The following is a 15,486-nucleotide window of genomic DNA, read 5'->3' on the forward strand; positions in this document are numbered from 1 at the left end:
TCCTTTGCGAATCCCTACTAAATTAGCTATGATTATGAGTAGTTATAGGGAGGAACTGAGGTGAAACCAGTGCTTAGCCTTTTGTTTAAATTGGGAAAAAAGAAGCAAACGCTTGAAACATCTGTTGAAAAAATACAAAAAGGCGACAAAGATCTGCAGAACGATTTAATACAGCAATATAAGCCTTTTATCGCAAAGACGGTTTCATCCGTTTGTAAACGATATATAGATGAAAAAGACGACGAATTCAGCATCGGGCTGATCGCGTTTAACGAAGCCATTGAAAAATATTCGGCTGAAAAAGGTAATTCGCTGCTTGCATTTGCAGAGCTTATCATAAAAAGAAAAGTAATAGATTATATCAGAAAAGAAGCAAGAACCGCTCAGCACATTAATATGGATGTGCAGGAAGGCGACGACCAGGAGGCTTCGCAGAGTCTTATCGAAGCAGAGCTTTCCATTGATGAATACCGCAAACAGATAGAACAGGAGCAGCGCCGGGAAGAAATTCTTTTTTTTCAGAAGCAGCTGAAAGAATACGGGCTGTCTTTTAAAGAGTTGCTGGAACAATCGCCGAAGCATACAGATGCGAGGCAGAATGCGATTAAGGTAGCTTACACGCTTGTTGAAAATGAAGAGCTGGCGTCCATTTTGCACCAGAAGAAACAGCTTCCTGTCAAACAGCTGGAGCAGCTCGTGTCGGTCAGCAGAAAAACGATCGAACGGAACCGAAAATATATCATCGCCATGAGTATTATAATTACCGGTGATTATATTTATTTAAAAGATTATCTTAAAGGGGTGTTGCACTCATGAGAAGAGGGATCATAGTAGAGAAAAATAAAAAATTCGTCACGTTGCTAACCCCTGACGGACAATTTTTAAAAACAAAAAATGATCACCGCACTTGTGAAATCGGAGAGGAAATTACGTTTGAAGGCGAAACGCGTATGGGAAGAAGGGCCAGCTTTTTTGATTTTCTGAAACTGCGCCCTTTTAAATTGGGAGTGTTTACGATGACTGCTATTATCCTATTTATTTTAATCATGCTCCCGGTTTTTTCTGATAACAAAGCTTACGCATATATGACGCTGGACATTAATCCAAGCATTGAGATGGCTTTAAACAGCAAATATGAAGTCATTGAACTTACACCGCTGAACCATGACGCCAAACAGGTTATTAATGACATCGGAGACTGGAAAAGCAGCGATTTTAAGGAAGTCATCAGTGATATTATTACCGATTGCAGCAAGCATGGATATGTAAAGGAATCAAAAGAGATTTTAATTTCCACGGTTTATGAAAATACAGATGACAATACATATAAAAAAGGCGTCAAAAAACAGCTGGCTGACATGACTGAAAAATATAAGGGCACCTACCAGCTTCAATCGCTTGAATCAGATATGGAAACAAGAGAAAAAGCGAAACAGGAAGGTATGTCAACAGGCAGCTACATAAGAAGAAACGAAAAGAAAACAGAAGAAAAACAGCCTGAAAAGAATACAGACGGCCAAGAAACCGATCAGAATAACAATGAAACAGATACTGATCAAAACATGCAGCCGGACACAGAAAAGCCGGCGGCTGATGATCAGACATCTCCTGATGAAGAAAAGGCAGCGGATCAGCCGGAAAACAATGAAACAACGCCCGGCACGGAAGAAGCGAAGCCGGACAGTCAGGACGGCAATCAGCAAACCGAAAAAAATGCAGCTTCCGGATCAGAGGAAAACACACAGAAGGAACAAGATGGGGAAACAGAGCAGCCCCCAACACAAAATCCTCAGGAAAACGGAAACGACAAAGAGCCTAAGCACAGGTATAACAATCATTACTGGAATCAGCGGGATCATGAGCGCAATGAACAGCGGGAATCTTATCGGCGCCATGAAGATTCGTCAGACCGCAGGAACCCGAACGGCTACCGGCACGGAAGGGATAATGCCGATAAATATCAAAATTCGCCGAGAAATCCCGGCGAATAAGCTACATTATTGAGTTTTGCCGTTTAATTGTGATTGAGCCTGCTGTACAAGCCGTTTTGTCATTTCCCCGCCTACAGAGCCGTTTGCGCGTGCTGCTGTATCAGAGCTAAGGTTCACGCCGAATTCTTGAGCCACTTCGTATTTAAATTGGTCAAGTGCCTGCTCAGCCCCTGGAACTAAGAGTTTATTTCTGCTCGCCATCTTTTTCATCTCCTTTTCTCTGGCAAGATGTTTTACGCATTTTAGTTTCAAACGGAACCGCATTGATTATGCTGGCAATTGTTGTGTAGCTGAAAAAAACCCCGGCGCAGACACCGGGGCTAAGAAACGTTATGAATTATAATAAATGGCTGGTCATTTTGTAGGCGGAGGCTTGAATATGGAAAGTCAAAACGGAGAGCACCGTAACGGCGAGTATGGATCTGATATTGTTCCATTGCCCGTTTCCGAGTTCTTTAAAGCAGCCTCTGAGCTTGTCCGTCTGCTGTTCAACGAGCTCCTGCAGGCTCGTTTCCTTCATCGGCGGGTTGCCCTTATGATGGAGATAATCAATCACCTGAGCGCAGCTCTCATAGTAGCTGATCGGGCTGATGACGTCATCTGTTCTGTCGGTGATCGTGTTAAATGCGATCTTCAGTATGCCGCGTATATGTTCGAAGTCATAAATTGATTTTAAATCACGTACAATGAGAAGGATGACAGCTTGTTCAATTGTATATTTTTTTCCGAGTAAGGGGTGGCCGATCAAATCTTTAATATCGCGTTTCACCCAGTTTTGGACGGCGGTTGATTTTAAAGACGTCAGCTCGCACAAATTTCCCAGTTCGACAATCTCGTTTGTTGAAAGTCCGTATTCTTTTTTCTCTTTTTTTCGCTCGAATCTCGTCAGAAATTCAGGGATATGCAGCCGGTTTTCCGCTTCATCCAATGTCATATCCGCAGATTGCAATAAGATTTGGAGAGGGGTTGCGTCTCCTTGGCCCTTTAACGCGTAAAGAAGCCGGACCATATCAGTTCGGGTCAGTTTAAACGTGTTCATTGTTCACCTCTGATTGATTACGTGTTCACTTTCTTGTATCACTGAGAATTACATTAACATCATACGTCGAAATTGTTGCATTTTCAAACAGATCATTTATAATTTAATTAAATAAGTTCTTATGATCTTAAAAAAGACGGAGGTAATTATGGCGAAAAGAATATTTCTGTTTATTTTAACAAACCTTTTGGTCATTACGACAATCGGAATTGTGCTTACGATTATTACAAGCGTCACCGGTGTCGGCTCGTATATACAAAATGGCCGCGTCGATCTGACGGCATTGCTCGTGTTCAGTCTTGTCGTCGGTTTTGTCGGTTCTTTTATTTCCCTGGGAATGTCCAGATGGATGGCCAAAACAATGATGGGTGTCCGGGTGTTAAATCCGAAGAAACAGTCACTCAGCTATGAAGAGCAGCAATTGGTGGACCGGGTGCACAGATTGGCCCGTACTGCAGGGATGACGAAAATGCCTGAAGTCGGCATTTATCATTCCCCTGAGGTCAATGCCTTTGCGACCGGACCTTCTAAGCGCCGCTCGCTTGTCGCGGTTTCCTCAGGTTTATTGCAGCAGATGGATGATGCTGCGGTGGAAGGGGTACTTGCCCACGAAGTCGCACACATTACAAATGGTGATATGGTCACGATGACGCTGCTTCAGGGAATCGTCAATACGTTCGTCGTCTTCCTTTCCCGTATCGCGGCATGGATTGCAAGCCGCTTTGTCAAAGAAGACCTCGCACCGGTCGTGCATTTTATCGCGATGATCGTGTTTCAGATTATTTTTTCCATTCTCGGCAGTCTTGTCGTCTTCGCATACTCGCGTCACAGAGAGTTCCACGCTGACCGCGGCGGTGCCGACCTTGCCGGCAAGGATAAAATGATTCACGCCCTGCGTACGCTGAAGTCTTACACAGGACACGTGAATGAAGAGGATCAGACGGCGGTGCAGACGTTGAAAATCAACGGCAAAAAGCATTCGTCACTGTTCTCCACACACCCTGATCTGGATGAGCGCATCCGCAGGCTTGAAGCCAAATAAACAACAAAACCTCTGACATTGGTTCAGAGGTTTTTTGATTAAAGATCGGCAAATTACATAAGGTAAATAAAAAATCTTTCTAAAAAGACCTTTAAAAATTCTCCCAATATCATTAGAATAATTACGTACTACAATGAGAGGCAAAAGGAATTATCTTATGAAATTAATGCTGAAGAAATTCATACAGATCTTGTCGCCTGCACAGCTGATTGCGTTATATTATTTTCTTGCTGTAACGGTGGCAGTTATATTGTTAAGTCTGCCGGCAGCCCACAAACAAGGGGCCAGCTGGTCGTTTATAGACGCGCTGTTTACGGCTGTCAGCTCAGTCAGTGTAACGGGTTTAACGGTGGTCAACACGGCTGATACATTCAGCACGACCGGGATTGTCATTTTGGCATTCGTGCTGCAATTCGGCGGAATCGGCATCATGACGCTCGGAACATTCGTCTGGCTGATTATGGGTAAACGGATCGGTTTACGGGAACGGAAGCTCATTATGGTGGATCAGAATCAATCGCAGTTTTCCGGAATCGTCAACTTGATGAAGCAAGTTCTGTTTTTGATTTTATTAATCGAGTTTTTGGGCGGCATCATCTTAGGAACATATTTTTTAACGTATTACCATTCGTTTGAACAAGCTTACTTGCACGGATTCTTTGCGAGTGTCAGTGCTACGACAAACGGCGGTTTTGATATTACGGGAAATTCACTAGTTCCGTTCAGGCATGACTATTTCGTGCAGTTTATTACGATGCTTCTGATTATTTTCGGTGCGATCGGGTTTCCGGTGCTCGTAGAAGTAAAGGACTTTTTGTTTTCAAAACAGCGCAGATACTCATTTACGCTGTTTACGAAAATTACGACCGTTACGTTCGGGATGCTCGTTTTATTCGGGGCCGTCGGAATTTACGCGCTTGAAGCAAGCCATGCCATGAAGGGAAAAAGCTGGCATGATGTTTTATTTTTATGTCTCTTTCAATCAACCGCTACAAGAAGCGGAGGGCTTGCGACTATTGATATCAGCCAGCTGTCGGCGCCGGCATTATTTTTCATGTGCGCCCTTATGTTCATCGGCGCATCGCCGAGCTCAGTCGGCGGCGGAATCCGCACCACGACATTTGCGCTTAACCTTCTTGCTCTGTTTCATTTTGCCCGGGGGAATAAAGCGGTCAAGGTCTTTAAACGCGAGCTTCATCAGGCTGATGTCATGAAATCGCTGGTCGTTACGATGATGGCGATTCTGCTTGTGTTCGGATCGACGCTGATTCTGGCTGTGACGGAGAAAAATCAGACGCTGCTCGGACTGCTTTTTGAAGTTTGCTCCGCTTTCGGAACGACCGGGCTTTCGCTTGGGATTACCCCCCATTTAAGCGACATCGGAAAATGCGTGATCATGATCGTCATGTTTATCGGCCGGATCGGCATCCTGACTTTCCTTTATTTAATCGGCCGAAAAGAAATCGAAGCGAATTATCACTATCCGAAGGAAAGAATTATAATTGGCTGACACCGCTTTTTTAAAAAGCGGTGTTTTTTATTTCCGGAAAATGGATGTGTGGCAGCAGTTTTTTTGGAGATTCTATTTGTAAAGAGGTGACGTCATTGTTTGCCGTACTCTGGAAATCTGTGATTATGATAGCGGTCGGTACCTTTTTATTGCGAATTGCCGGGCGGAAATCGATCAGCCAGCTGTCGGTGACCCAGACAGTCATCATGATTTCCATCGGCTCGATTATTATTCAGCCGTTTATTGAACATAGTTTATGGGAAACCATTTTCGCGGCAGCCATTTTTATTGCAGTACTGATCCTGATGGAGTATTTAGAAATCAAATCAAGCTTTTTTGAGTTTTTATTTTCAGGAAAGACCGTCGCCGTTGTCAGAGACGGAAAAATCATCCCGGAAAATTTAAAAAAGATGCGTTTCACCGAGGCGCAGCTGTCAATGCGGATTAGGCAGGAAGGCCTCGGGGATATACAAGATTTTAAATATGTGTTGCTTGAGCCGAACGGACAGATCGGCTATGAGCTTATTGATGATGCCAAAAACGTGACAGTGCGCGACCTGAAAAAAATGCTTGATGAATTCAAAACAGATTTGCTGACAGAAGGAGGAAATCAAATGAAACGCAAGGCAGCGAAGAATGAAGCTTTGACCAATAACAATACACCGACTGAGAGCATGGACAAAGATGCATACAAAACGCAATATGACGGTGATCCCGGACTGAGAGGCGCAAACCGCAAATCAAAACACGGCAAACAAGGAGGCGAATAACATGACGAAAAAAAATCGCCACAGTAGAGACATGCAAAACCATAAAAAGCCGATGGACCCTGAATTGCTTGAAGAAGAATTTTCAAGCGAGCTTGGTGATTATAATGCCGGAAAACTGATTGAAACGCTTGAACAGACGAAACCCAAGAAAAAAGAAGACAGCAAAAAATAAAAAATACCTCTTAGGCGATAACGCTTAAGAGGCATTTTTTATTATTTCGAATAAACACCGTTTCTTGTTCCTTTCACCGCTTCAAGCCAGCCGGTTATCCGCAGTTCAATAAACGGCTGTGCGGCCGTTTTCACCGCATTGCTGGAGAGAATGGAAGTTAGAACGGCCGTTAAAATCAAGAGCATGACTAAATTCTGGTAATCAGACAGGTGATCTTCAAGCCCGATCTGGCGCAGCGTTTTTATAATGAATCCATGCAGCAGATACACGTAAAACGTCCTCGTACCCCACTTCGTAAAGAAATAACGCTTTTGCGGAACGAGCGCCAAAAAGCTGAATGTGGCGGCAAAGGCCAATACATACCAGCCGATGCGCGACAGACCGCTCAACAGCGTCACTGTGCCGAATGTGGAATAAGGCTCCGACCCGAACAGCCATGAGTAATCAAAATCAATGCACCAGCATAAGAGGAAAACAATGCCGAGTACGCCGGCGGCAATCTGCCTGCCTCTTTTGGCACGCAGCAAATCAAAGTGCTGTTTTTTCAAATAGAACCCGACGAGAAACATCGGAAGAAAGACAAACGTCCGTGAGAGACTCAGCGTGCTGCTGATGAAATCCAGATATCCGATCATAACGGCAAGCCCGCAGCTCGCTCCAAGCGCCCACATTTTTGGCAGCTTCGTAAAAGGGTACAGCAGCAAATTCCAAAAGAATAAGCTGACTAAAAACCAGAGAGACCACTGCGGATCAATCGGATTGACGCTTGTCATGCTTTCATCCTGAATCAAGTAGTAAAAAACCGAGTAGATGCCCTGAAAAATCAGGTACGGAATAATCAGCTTCACAGCCAGCTTTTTCACATAACCTTTCCGCTTAAAGTTTTTCGCGAAATAGCCGGAAACCAGGATGAAGGCCGGCATATGAAAAGTATAAATGAATTTGTAGAGATGAAGCATAAACTCATTTCCGTTAATAAATGACCGGAGAATGTGGCCGAACACCACCAGAAAAATCAAGATAAACTTGGCGTTGTCAAAGTAACTGTCTCGCGATTTTGTCATTGCATCACCTTCTTTTCAAAAAATCATCCACTGCATGATTATTTCCTGATGATGTTCATTTTAAAATAAAAAACAAAAAATTGAATGAGGACAAAAGGGATTGTTAGGATGATGTAATGGGGAGGTAAGGATCGTAGAAAAAGACTTTAACTTGTCATATCATTGAAATTTTCTGAAATGTATAGGGCGAATGAAGGAAGATGAGGTATTTTGTAGAAATATTGAAGGATAGGTTTTTGAAGAAGGAGTGTACTGAATGGCTGAAACTCTGGATTTGCAAACAAAGGAGTCGCTGAATGAGCAGCTGAAGCGGATGAAGGAGGAAAATGACCGCCTGAAGAGTGATTTGCACCGGTATCATGTGATTATGAATAATACGCTTGATGCCATTTTTATATGCCATAAGGAAATGAAGATCGTCCAGGCGAACGAGGCTGCGGCCCGGATGATGCAGATTGAGGCAGAGAGTCTCATAAACCGCTCCGTACTGGACTTTTTATATTCTGTGCCTCAGGAAGAACTGAATAAGGCCGTGAAAAAATTTTTGAAAAAGGGCCATCTGTGGAAAGAGGTGCCGATTAAGCTTGACAGCGGCGCGACGAAATACATTGAATTCCTCGCCAAAGACGGAATTGGGGAGGATTATTTTTTTGTGGTGATGAGGGATATCTCCTCTAAAAAAATACTAGAGCGTGAATTTTCCATGAACGAGCAGCTGTTTAAAGATCTGTTTGACAGAGCTGTCGATGGCATCGTGCTGTTTGACAAGGACGGTGGGTTTATTGATGCGAACCTCTCTTTTTGCAAAAGCTTTGAGATCGGTCAGAATGAACTGTCCCATCTGTCGCTCCGCCATTTTACAGACGGAGAAAACAAAAGGCACCTGAAAGAAATCTGGGACACCCTCGACAGAAAAGGAAAAGCCCAAGGAGAACTGCCTGTCAAGCTCCGGTCCGGCGAGGAGAAGCTGTTTGAATTTACGATTACGTCCAACTTGATCAGCGGGTTTTACATGTCCATTATGAGAGACATAACGGAGAAACGGTCGATGGAATTGAAACTCTTTAAAAGCGAAGAACGTTTCCGCGAAATCTTTGAAAACGCCATGGACGCGATTGTCATTTGGTCTGATGACGGAAGGATTGCCAAAGCAAACGAGTCGGCGTGCCGCATTTTCGAACTGCCGATGGATAAGCTGGTGGAGCGGAATTTATGTACGTTTATCGTTGATCCGCAGAAAAAATACAAACAGATTAAGAAAAAATATGAAAAATACGGGGAAATCCGTGAAGAGATGCTGTTCCAGATGGCAAACGGCCAATATAAAGAGCTTGAATTCACATCAAAACGAACCATACTTGAGGGTCAGCATTTAACCATTTTAAGAAATGTCAGCGATCGAAAGCGGATGGAAAAAGAATTGAGGGAAAGCGAGCTGAAATTCAGAAAAGTATTCAACGGCTCAATGGACGGCAAAGTCCTGTTTGACAACCAATTCCGCATTATTGACGCGAACCCTCTCGCAAGCCGTATACTCGGCATGCCGGATGAGGAGCTGAGAGCGTACACCGTTCCGGATATTCTTTCATTATTTGATATTGAAAACGCGGGTGTGCCCGCCAGAAAGATTGATTTAGAAGGAATGGATAATGAAATCCCCTTCCTGTTAAGCAGCAGTGACAACCGCAAACTGGAATTCTCCTTCAAAAGGAATATCATTCAAAATATGAATCTGGCCATCTTTAAAGATGTCACGGAGCGCAAAGAGCTTGAGGAGAGGCTGCGGAAATCAGACACTCTTCACGTCGTAGGGGAGCTGGCGGCGGGAATCGCCCACGAAATCAGAAATCCGATGACGGCGCTGAAAGGGTTCATTCAGCTTTTGCAAGGAAGCATTGAAGGCGAACATTCCCTGTACTTTAACGTCATTACCTCAGAATTAAAACGCATCGAGTCTATCATCACTGAATTTTTAATTTTAGCAAAACCTCAGGCGATATTATATGAAGAAAAAGACGTGACGCAGATTATGAAAGACACGGCCGATCTCTTGAATGCCCAGGCCAATCTTGTCAATGTGCAGATTCATTTGAACCTGACCGGAAACATCCCGCCGATTTACTGTGAGCCGAATCAATTAAAACAGGTGTTTATCAATATTTTAAAAAACGCCATTGAAGTCATGCCGGGCGGCGGCAATATCTATGTGACCATTCAGCCTTCTGATAAAGACCACATTCTGATTTCTCTTCAAGATGAAGGGACAGGCATTTCCGAAGACAAATTAAAACGTCTTGGTGAACCATTCTACACGACAAAAGACAGGGGAACGGGGCTCGGTCTGATGGTCAGCTATAAAATCATTGAAGAGCACCAGGGCCGCATTCATGTGGAGAGTGAAGAAGGGAAGGGCACCGTCTTTCATTTGACGCTTCCGATCCGGCAGAATACTGAAGAAAGAAGGAGCGGCGAATGATCTGTTTTACAAGTGTGAAGGCACCTTTTGGAACCGTCTTCATGACAGAGGAAGAGGGCTTTATTACCGGCCTGTTTCTCAACGGGGAAGATTTTGAGAAATGGCGGAAAAATACGCCCGGCGTAAAATCGTGTGAAACCGCTTTGCTGTCGGAGGCGAAACAGCAGCTGACCTCTTATTTTTCCGGAGAAAGAAGGCATTTTTCTCTGCCTCTGAGACAAAAAGGGACAGCCTTTCAGGAAAAGGTATGGAACGCGCTGACGGTGATTCCATACGGTGAATCCCGGAGCTACGGTGATATGGCGGAAATGATCGGTAAACCGAAAGCGGTGCGCGCCATCGGACAAGCCAATAAACGCAACCGGCTGCCGATTTTGATCCCGTGCCATCGGGTAATCGGCAAAAACAGCGCTTTAACGGGATACGCGGGCACCCAGACGGATGTAAAAGCGGTGCTGCTGAACATCGAACAAATATCCTATAAAGAAAAATAAAGCATATGGCACGTTCCGTTTTTTCACGTCCGACATATCATTTTATTAAGTGAAAAAAGTTGGTCTGACGAAAAAGGAGGACGAAGCCTGATGAGATTGAGCCGTCCGCAAAAGATAGCCGGCTATGCAGAGCTGTTTTTTAAAATGCATCTGATTTCAGCCGCCCAAAAAGATGAAGTGATTACATTATGCAGACAAAAAAACCGCTGACATTGCCTGAGGCAATATCATCAGCGGTTTTTCAGCTCAGCTGGCAGTCTGCGAATAATTGTTCGATTTCTTCCGTGTAAGAACCAGTCACAATGCCTTTCTCGGTTATAATGCCTGAAATCAGGCTGCTCGGTGTAGTATCAAAGGCAGGATTGAAGACCGGTACATCTTCAGGTGCGGTGCGTATGCCGGAGATCTGTCTGACTTCATCCGGATCTCTTTCTTCAATAGGAATCTGATCACCGTTTTCAATCCGTAAGTCAAAAGTCGAAAGCGGTGCGGCCACAAAAAACGGAATTTGAAAGGCGTTTGCCAAAATAGCGAGGCCGTACGTTCCGATCTTGTTGGCAGTATCCCCGTTTTTAGCAATTCTGTCAGCGCCGACAATGACCGCTGAAATGTGCTTTTCCTTCATTGTATGGGCGGCCATGCTGTCAGTAATGAGCGTGACATCAATCCCGCCCTGCATCAGCTCCCACGCCGTCAGCCGCGACCCCTGCAGAACGGGCCTTGTTTCACATGCGTAAATATGAAGACCGAGGTCTTTTTGTTTCGCTAAGTAAAAGGGGGCAAGCGCCGTACCGTACCTGCTTGTGGCAATTGAACCCGCATTGCAGATGGTCATGATCTGATCGCCTTTTTTAAAAAGGTGCAGAGCATTTTGGCCGATCATTCGGCATGTTTCTTCATCCTCAATTTGAATTTGAATGGCTTCATGTACGAGCGTGGTCTTGGCTTCATTGATTGAGATCGCATCTCTTACGGAATCCGTCAGTCTGTCAAGCGCCCACGCGAGGTTGACGGCAGTCGGTCTCGAGCTGTTTAAATACGCTTTGACATCCGCGAGCTGACGGCGGAAATCAGAAAGATCGCGGACTTCAAACGATTTGGCAGAGAGCGCGAGTCCGAACGCCGCCGTTATACCGATGGCCGGAGCGCCCCTTACTTTCAGTGTGATAATCGCGTCGAATACATCTTCCTTTGTTTCAAGATCGACATATTCAGTGACGTCAGGGAGCTTTTGCTGATTTAAAATACGGATGTAAGTTTCTTTCCATTCCACAGAACGGGGGATGGCAAATTCATTGGTCATGCTGCATCATTCCTTTACACGGAGCTTAAATTGATCCAGAACCTCAGTGATATGCTTCAGTTCTTTTCTGTTTTCGATATAACAGGCGCCGATTTCAAGCGCCAGCTTTTTCCGTTCGATTCGTTTGTCAAACGGAGTGAGTTCATCTAAGTCAGCCACATGGGCGAGGCCGATCGTGCGCCGGATCAGTTCGCATCCCGCAAAACCGACCGCTTCCTCAAACGTGTTTTTCAGTGTATCTTCCAGCAGATGTCTGCAGGAAGGCAAGCTGTCTTTCTCCCAAGCTTTACTGAATGTTTTCACAAATGTGTCCCATACGGCAACAGTATGATCATATAACGGCTGTCTGTCGTCACTGTCCCGGCTGAGGGCGTTTAACAGCAGGTTGGCGATAAATTGGCCGATGTCAAAGCCGATCGGTCCGAAGAAAGCAAATTCGGGATCAATGACTTTTGTTTCATGTTCATCGGCGAAGATGCTTCCCGTGTGCAGATCGCCGTGAATCAATGTTTCCGCTGAATTCAGAAAGATGGCTTTCAATTCGTCAGCGCCTTCTTTCAGCCGGGGGTTGTTCCAAATTTTTTCTGCGTATGGGCGCAGCTCCTCTTCGAAATCATTTGTTTCATGATCGAGAAACGGTTCTGTAAACACAAGCCTTTCTGTGATATTGCAAAGCTCAGGATTTGTAAACTGCTTTGCGAGCTGCTGCTTTACTTTCACATCAAGCGCATAATCGGATGAGTAAAAAAGCGTTTTTCCTAAAAATTCACCGATATGGGCCGATAAGTTCGGATAATGTTTTCCTTCCAGCAGCCCTTTTCTTGAGATCTTTAAATGCGAGAGGTCTTCCATTACCGTGACGGCCATTTCAGTATCGGAATAGTAAACGGCCGGAACAAGGTGCGGCACATGCTCGCCCTGGCGGATGAGGGCGCTGCTTTCGATTCTCGCCCGATCGATCGTAAGCGGCCAGCTTTCACCGACGACTTTGGCGTAAGGAATCGCCTGCTTGATAATCAGTCCCTTTTTGTTTTCTTTATCGTACACATGAAAGACGTAATTCAAATTGCCGTCGCCGATTTCACGGCATGTCAGGGTGCTTTTGCTTTGGAACAAGCCGAGCTTCACGGCTAGCGCGGCGGCGGAGCTTTCTGTTAATTGTTCGTAAAGACTTGTTTTAGTTGCAGACATGGATTTACCCTCCTATTATGTAGTGGCTGTAAGAGATCGTGACGGAGAATACGCCCGAAAAAAAGCCCCCTTCTCTGAAAGAGAAGGAGGCTGAAACAGTGCAGTCCGCCTCTTATCTCTCAGATAAACATCTGATGGAATTAGCACCGTGCCTTATGAGACAATGTCTCGGCGCAAAATGTACGCGCCCCATTTCACAATGGAATTACGGTCGGTTGCTGTTGGGGTCAAAAGGCCAATTCCCTCGCCCAACTCTCGATAAGAGAAAAATATATTGATTTGTATCACAATTCGGATTAATCAGTTGATGAAAATATTAGCAGGTGCCGAATATTCTTGTCAACGTTTTTTTGAAAATTAATATAAATCACGCCGCAAATCTTGGAAAACCGGTATGGTGCCGCGCACAGCCTCGCTATCTGAAACATCGATTTCCGCCCGGACTGCGCCTTCCGTCCGGTCTCCTTCAGCCAAAATCCGGCCCCATGGGTCAATCACCAGGCTGTGGCCGGCAAATTCATTATCGGGATTGGATCCCGTGCAGTTGCAGGCGGCGACAAAACATTGGTTTTCAATTGCTCTGGCGATAAGCAGGCTTCGCCAATGATCGAGGCGGGGCAACGGCCATTCCGCAGAGATAAACAGTACATTCGCTCCCTGGGACGTATGCTTTCTGATCCATTCGGGGAAACGGATATCATAGCAGATCAGCCCGGCGCACTTGACACCGTCAAGCTCAAAGGAACCGTCGCTGTTTCCGGCTGACAGATATATATGTTCATCCATCAGCTGAAACAGATGGGCTTTTTGATACTGCTTCACGATCTGTCCGCTGTTATCGGCGATGTACATGGTGTTATAGACATTTTCTCCTTCTTTGACCGCGACAGATCCGGCAACGAGGTGTACATTGAATCTTTTTGCCGTTTTTTTAAGCCATTGTACCGAGGTTTCGCCGTTTTCATCCGCCAGCTGGTCAAGCCGTGTGAGGTCATAGCCGGTCGTCCATAACTCAGGAAGCACGATGACATCAGCGCGGCGGCTTTCTTGCTCAATCAAAGATTCTGCTTTTTTGAAGTTTTCTGAAGGATTTCCGTATGAAATATCAAATTGCAAACAAGAAACGGTCCATTTCATTTTTTTAACACCCCAAGTTTCTCTTTACTTTTTTTATTTAACCATATATGATGATGGACTATCATTTCAAGAAATTTTTAGAAGGTGAAAATATGAACTTTGAAATCTCTGATGTACTCAAACAGCTGCCGGAACAATTTTTCGCATCATTGGTGCAAAAAGTGAATCAAAAGCTGAAAGAAGGCAAAGACGTCATTAATTTAGGACAGGGGAACCCCGATCAGCCGACGCCTCAGCATATCGTTGAGGAAATGAAGCGCGCCGTCGAAAGGCCGGAAAATCATAAATACTCATCCTTCCGGGGCGCTTACAGCTTCAAAAAAGCAGCCGCTGAATTTTATGAAAGGGAGTACGGGGTTACGCTTAATCCGGAAACGGAAGTGGCCGTGCTGTTCGGAGGCAAGGCGGGACTTGTAGAGATTCCGCAATGTCTTTTGAACCCGGGAGATACAATTCTTGTGCCTGATCCCGGATATCCTGACTACTGGTCGGGGGTCGCTCTTGCGAAAGCGAAAATGGAAATGATGCCGCTGACGGAAGATAGAGGATTTCTCCCTGATTACAGCGCAATTCCTGAAAAGGTGCAAAATGAGGCGAAGCTGCTGTATCTCAATTATCCGAATAATCCGACCGGCGCCGTGGCGACAGAGGCGTTTTTTGAGGAAACGGTCAGCTTTGCAGAACAAAACGGCATTTGTGTCGTTCATGATTTCGCGTACGGAGCAGTCGGCTTTGACGGGCATAAACCGCTGAGCTTTTTGGAGACGGAAGGTGCAAAAGAGACTGGAATTGAAATCTATACCTTGTCAAAAACTTATAACATGGCGGGCTGGCGTGTCGGATTTGCCGTCGGAAACGCGTCTGTTATCGAAGCGATCAACCTTTATCAGGATCATATGTTTGTCAGCCTGTTTCCCGCCGCGCAGCAGGCGGCGGCAGCAGCTCTTTTAGCGGATCAGGCGTGCGTCGCAGCTCAAAATAACAGATATGAGTCGAGACGAAATGCATGGATTGCAGCATGCCGCGATATCGGCTGGGATGTCACGGCTCCCGCGGGCTCTTTTTTTGCATGGCTCCCGGTGCCGGACGGTTATACATCACAGTCGTTTTCAGATCTGCTGCTGGAAAAAGCAAATGTTGCGGTCGCAGCCGGAAACGGGTTCGGAAAATGGGGGGAGGGCTATATCAGAGTCGGCCTTCTGACAAGTGAAGAAAGACTTAAAGAGGCTGCGGAACGGATCGGGAAACTCAATCTTTTCACCCGAAAAAGCATTGACATATCAAAATAACAATGCGA

The 15,486-nt window shown here is 45.2% G+C and carries 15 protein-coding genes and 1 riboswitch; of the genes, 9 read left to right on the forward strand and 6 right to left on the reverse strand.

All coding sequences use genetic code 11. From position 1 onward, the window contains the following. Positions 1 to 60: 60 nt before the first annotated feature. A complete protein-coding gene (gene sigI / locus QRX25_RS06545; protein ID WP_212101143.1) occupies positions 61 to 816 on the forward strand; it encodes an RNA polymerase sigma factor SigI in 756 nt (251 codons plus the stop codon). Then, complete coding sequence (locus QRX25_RS06550) at positions 813 to 1,991, forward strand: anti-sigma-I factor RsgI family protein (RefSeq protein ID WP_212101146.1); 1,179 nt, start codon at positions 813 to 815, stop codon at positions 1,989 to 1,991. The genes sigI and QRX25_RS06550 overlap by 4 nt, the downstream gene beginning before the upstream one ends. Positions 1,992 to 1,997: 6 nt before the next feature. Here the strand turns inward: QRX25_RS06550 and QRX25_RS06555 are convergent, their stop codons facing one another. Then, positions 1,998 to 2,192, reverse strand: a complete 195-nt coding sequence (locus QRX25_RS06555) for an alpha/beta-type small acid-soluble spore protein (protein ID WP_013352019.1) — start codon at positions 2,190 to 2,192, stop codon at positions 1,998 to 2,000. Between the two features lie 136 nt (positions 2,193 to 2,328). Further along, positions 2,329 to 3,030, reverse strand: a complete 702-nt coding sequence (htpK, locus tag QRX25_RS06560) for a transcriptional regulator HtpK (RefSeq protein WP_013352020.1) — start codon at positions 3,028 to 3,030, stop codon at positions 2,329 to 2,331. Positions 3,031 to 3,178: 148 nt separating this feature from the next. Here htpK and htpX point away from each other — a divergent pair, with 148 nt between their 5' ends. The 4 genes from htpX (at position 3,179) to ykzE (ending at position 6,524) form a co-directional block, all read left to right on the forward strand. Beyond that, on the forward strand, positions 3,179 to 4,072 hold the full coding sequence (htpX, locus tag QRX25_RS06565; protein ID WP_045506544.1) for a protease HtpX: 894 nt from the start codon (positions 3,179 to 3,181) through the stop codon (positions 4,070 to 4,072). A gap of 157 nt (positions 4,073 to 4,229) precedes the next feature. Continuing rightward, entirely contained in the window at positions 4,230 to 5,582 is a 1,353-nt protein-coding gene (gene ktrD / locus QRX25_RS06570; RefSeq protein WP_065521431.1) for a Ktr system potassium transporter KtrD, read from the forward strand. Positions 5,583 to 5,677: 95 nt separating this feature from the next. Beyond that, the gene (locus tag QRX25_RS06575; RefSeq protein WP_065981301.1) at positions 5,678 to 6,352 is read left to right on the forward strand and encodes a DUF421 domain-containing protein; all 675 of its coding nucleotides are present in this window, start codon (positions 5,678 to 5,680) and stop codon (positions 6,350 to 6,352) included. Position 6,353: 1 nt separating this feature from the next. After that, complete coding sequence (ykzE, locus tag QRX25_RS06580) at positions 6,354 to 6,524, forward strand: protein YkzE (RefSeq protein WP_013352024.1); 171 nt, start codon at positions 6,354 to 6,356, stop codon at positions 6,522 to 6,524. Positions 6,525 to 6,565: 41 nt separating this feature from the next. Here the strand turns inward: ykzE and QRX25_RS06585 are convergent, their stop codons facing one another. After that, positions 6,566 to 7,588, reverse strand: a complete 1,023-nt coding sequence (locus QRX25_RS06585) for an acyltransferase family protein (protein WP_212101149.1) — start codon at positions 7,586 to 7,588, stop codon at positions 6,566 to 6,568. Positions 7,589 to 7,844: 256 nt separating this feature from the next. Between QRX25_RS06585 and QRX25_RS06590 the strand changes: the two genes are divergently transcribed. Further along, complete coding sequence (locus QRX25_RS06590) at positions 7,845 to 10,064, forward strand: PAS domain-containing sensor histidine kinase (protein WP_212101152.1); 2,220 nt, start codon at positions 7,845 to 7,847, stop codon at positions 10,062 to 10,064. Beyond that, entirely contained in the window at positions 10,061 to 10,558 is a 498-nt protein-coding gene (locus QRX25_RS06595; protein WP_212101155.1) for a methylated-DNA--[protein]-cysteine S-methyltransferase, read from the forward strand. The genes QRX25_RS06590 and QRX25_RS06595 overlap by 4 nt, the downstream gene beginning before the upstream one ends. A 241-nt stretch (positions 10,559 to 10,799) precedes the next feature. On the opposite strand, the gene mtnA is transcribed toward QRX25_RS06595, so the two are convergent. The 3 genes from mtnA to QRX25_RS06615 form a co-directional block, all read right to left on the reverse strand. Continuing rightward, positions 10,800 to 11,861: an S-methyl-5-thioribose-1-phosphate isomerase gene (mtnA, locus tag QRX25_RS06605; RefSeq protein ID WP_212101157.1), complete on the reverse strand. Its 1,062-nt coding sequence runs from the start codon at positions 11,859 to 11,861 to the stop codon at positions 10,800 to 10,802. Between the two features lie 6 nt (positions 11,862 to 11,867). Then, positions 11,868 to 13,052, reverse strand: coding sequence for an S-methyl-5-thioribose kinase (gene mtnK / locus QRX25_RS06610; RefSeq protein ID WP_212101159.1), 1,185 nt, complete (start codon positions 13,050 to 13,052; stop codon positions 11,868 to 11,870). Between the two features lie 109 nt (positions 13,053 to 13,161). After that, positions 13,162 to 13,317, reverse strand: a riboswitch (SAM riboswitch). A 92-nt stretch (positions 13,318 to 13,409) separates the two neighbouring features. Beyond that, complete coding sequence (locus QRX25_RS06615; RefSeq protein ID WP_212101161.1) at positions 13,410 to 14,189, reverse strand: carbon-nitrogen family hydrolase; 780 nt, start codon at positions 14,187 to 14,189, stop codon at positions 13,410 to 13,412. A gap of 92 nt (positions 14,190 to 14,281) precedes the next feature. Here QRX25_RS06615 and QRX25_RS06620 point away from each other — a divergent pair, with 92 nt between their 5' ends. After that, the gene (locus QRX25_RS06620) at positions 14,282 to 15,478 is read left to right on the forward strand and encodes a pyridoxal phosphate-dependent aminotransferase (RefSeq protein WP_212101163.1); all 1,197 of its coding nucleotides are present in this window, start codon (positions 14,282 to 14,284) and stop codon (positions 15,476 to 15,478) included. Positions 15,479 to 15,486: the final 8 nt, after the last annotated feature.

It is taken from the genome of Bacillus sp. L381 (assembly GCF_030284525.1).
Classification (GTDB): Bacteria; Bacillota; Bacilli; order Bacillales; family Bacillaceae; genus Bacillus; species Bacillus amyloliquefaciens.

Excerpts from the sequence above, each read along its gene's own strand:
- mtnA (WP_212101157.1), bottom strand. The coding sequence starts at position 11,861 with ATGACCAATGAATTTGCCATCCCCCGTTCTGTGGAATGGAAAGAAACT.
- ktrD (WP_065521431.1), top strand. The coding sequence starts at position 4,230 with ATGAAATTAATGCTGAAGAAATTCATACAGATCTTGTCGCCTGCACAG.
- QRX25_RS06555 (WP_013352019.1), bottom strand. The coding sequence starts at position 2,192 with ATGGCGAGCAGAAATAAACTCTTAGTTCCAGGGGCTGAGCAGGCACTT.
- htpX (WP_045506544.1), top strand. The coding sequence starts at position 3,179 with ATGGCGAAAAGAATATTTCTGTTTATTTTAACAAACCTTTTGGTCATT.
- QRX25_RS06585 (WP_212101149.1), bottom strand. The coding sequence starts at position 7,588 with ATGACAAAATCGCGAGACAGTTACTTTGACAACGCCAAGTTTATCTTG.
- QRX25_RS06615 (WP_212101161.1), bottom strand. The coding sequence starts at position 14,189 with ATGAAATGGACCGTTTCTTGTTTGCAATTTGATATTTCATACGGAAAT.
- QRX25_RS06620 (WP_212101163.1), top strand. The coding sequence starts at position 14,282 with ATGAACTTTGAAATCTCTGATGTACTCAAACAGCTGCCGGAACAATTT.
- QRX25_RS06550 (WP_212101146.1), top strand. The coding sequence starts at position 813 with ATGAGAAGAGGGATCATAGTAGAGAAAAATAAAAAATTCGTCACGTTG.
- mtnK (WP_212101159.1), bottom strand. The coding sequence starts at position 13,052 with ATGTCTGCAACTAAAACAAGTCTTTACGAACAATTAACAGAAAGCTCC.
- ykzE (WP_013352024.1), top strand. The coding sequence starts at position 6,354 with ATGACGAAAAAAAATCGCCACAGTAGAGACATGCAAAACCATAAAAAG.
- QRX25_RS06590 (WP_212101152.1), top strand. The coding sequence starts at position 7,845 with ATGGCTGAAACTCTGGATTTGCAAACAAAGGAGTCGCTGAATGAGCAG.
- htpK (WP_013352020.1), bottom strand. The coding sequence starts at position 3,030 with ATGAACACGTTTAAACTGACCCGAACTGATATGGTCCGGCTTCTTTAC.
- QRX25_RS06595 (WP_212101155.1), top strand. The coding sequence starts at position 10,061 with ATGATCTGTTTTACAAGTGTGAAGGCACCTTTTGGAACCGTCTTCATG.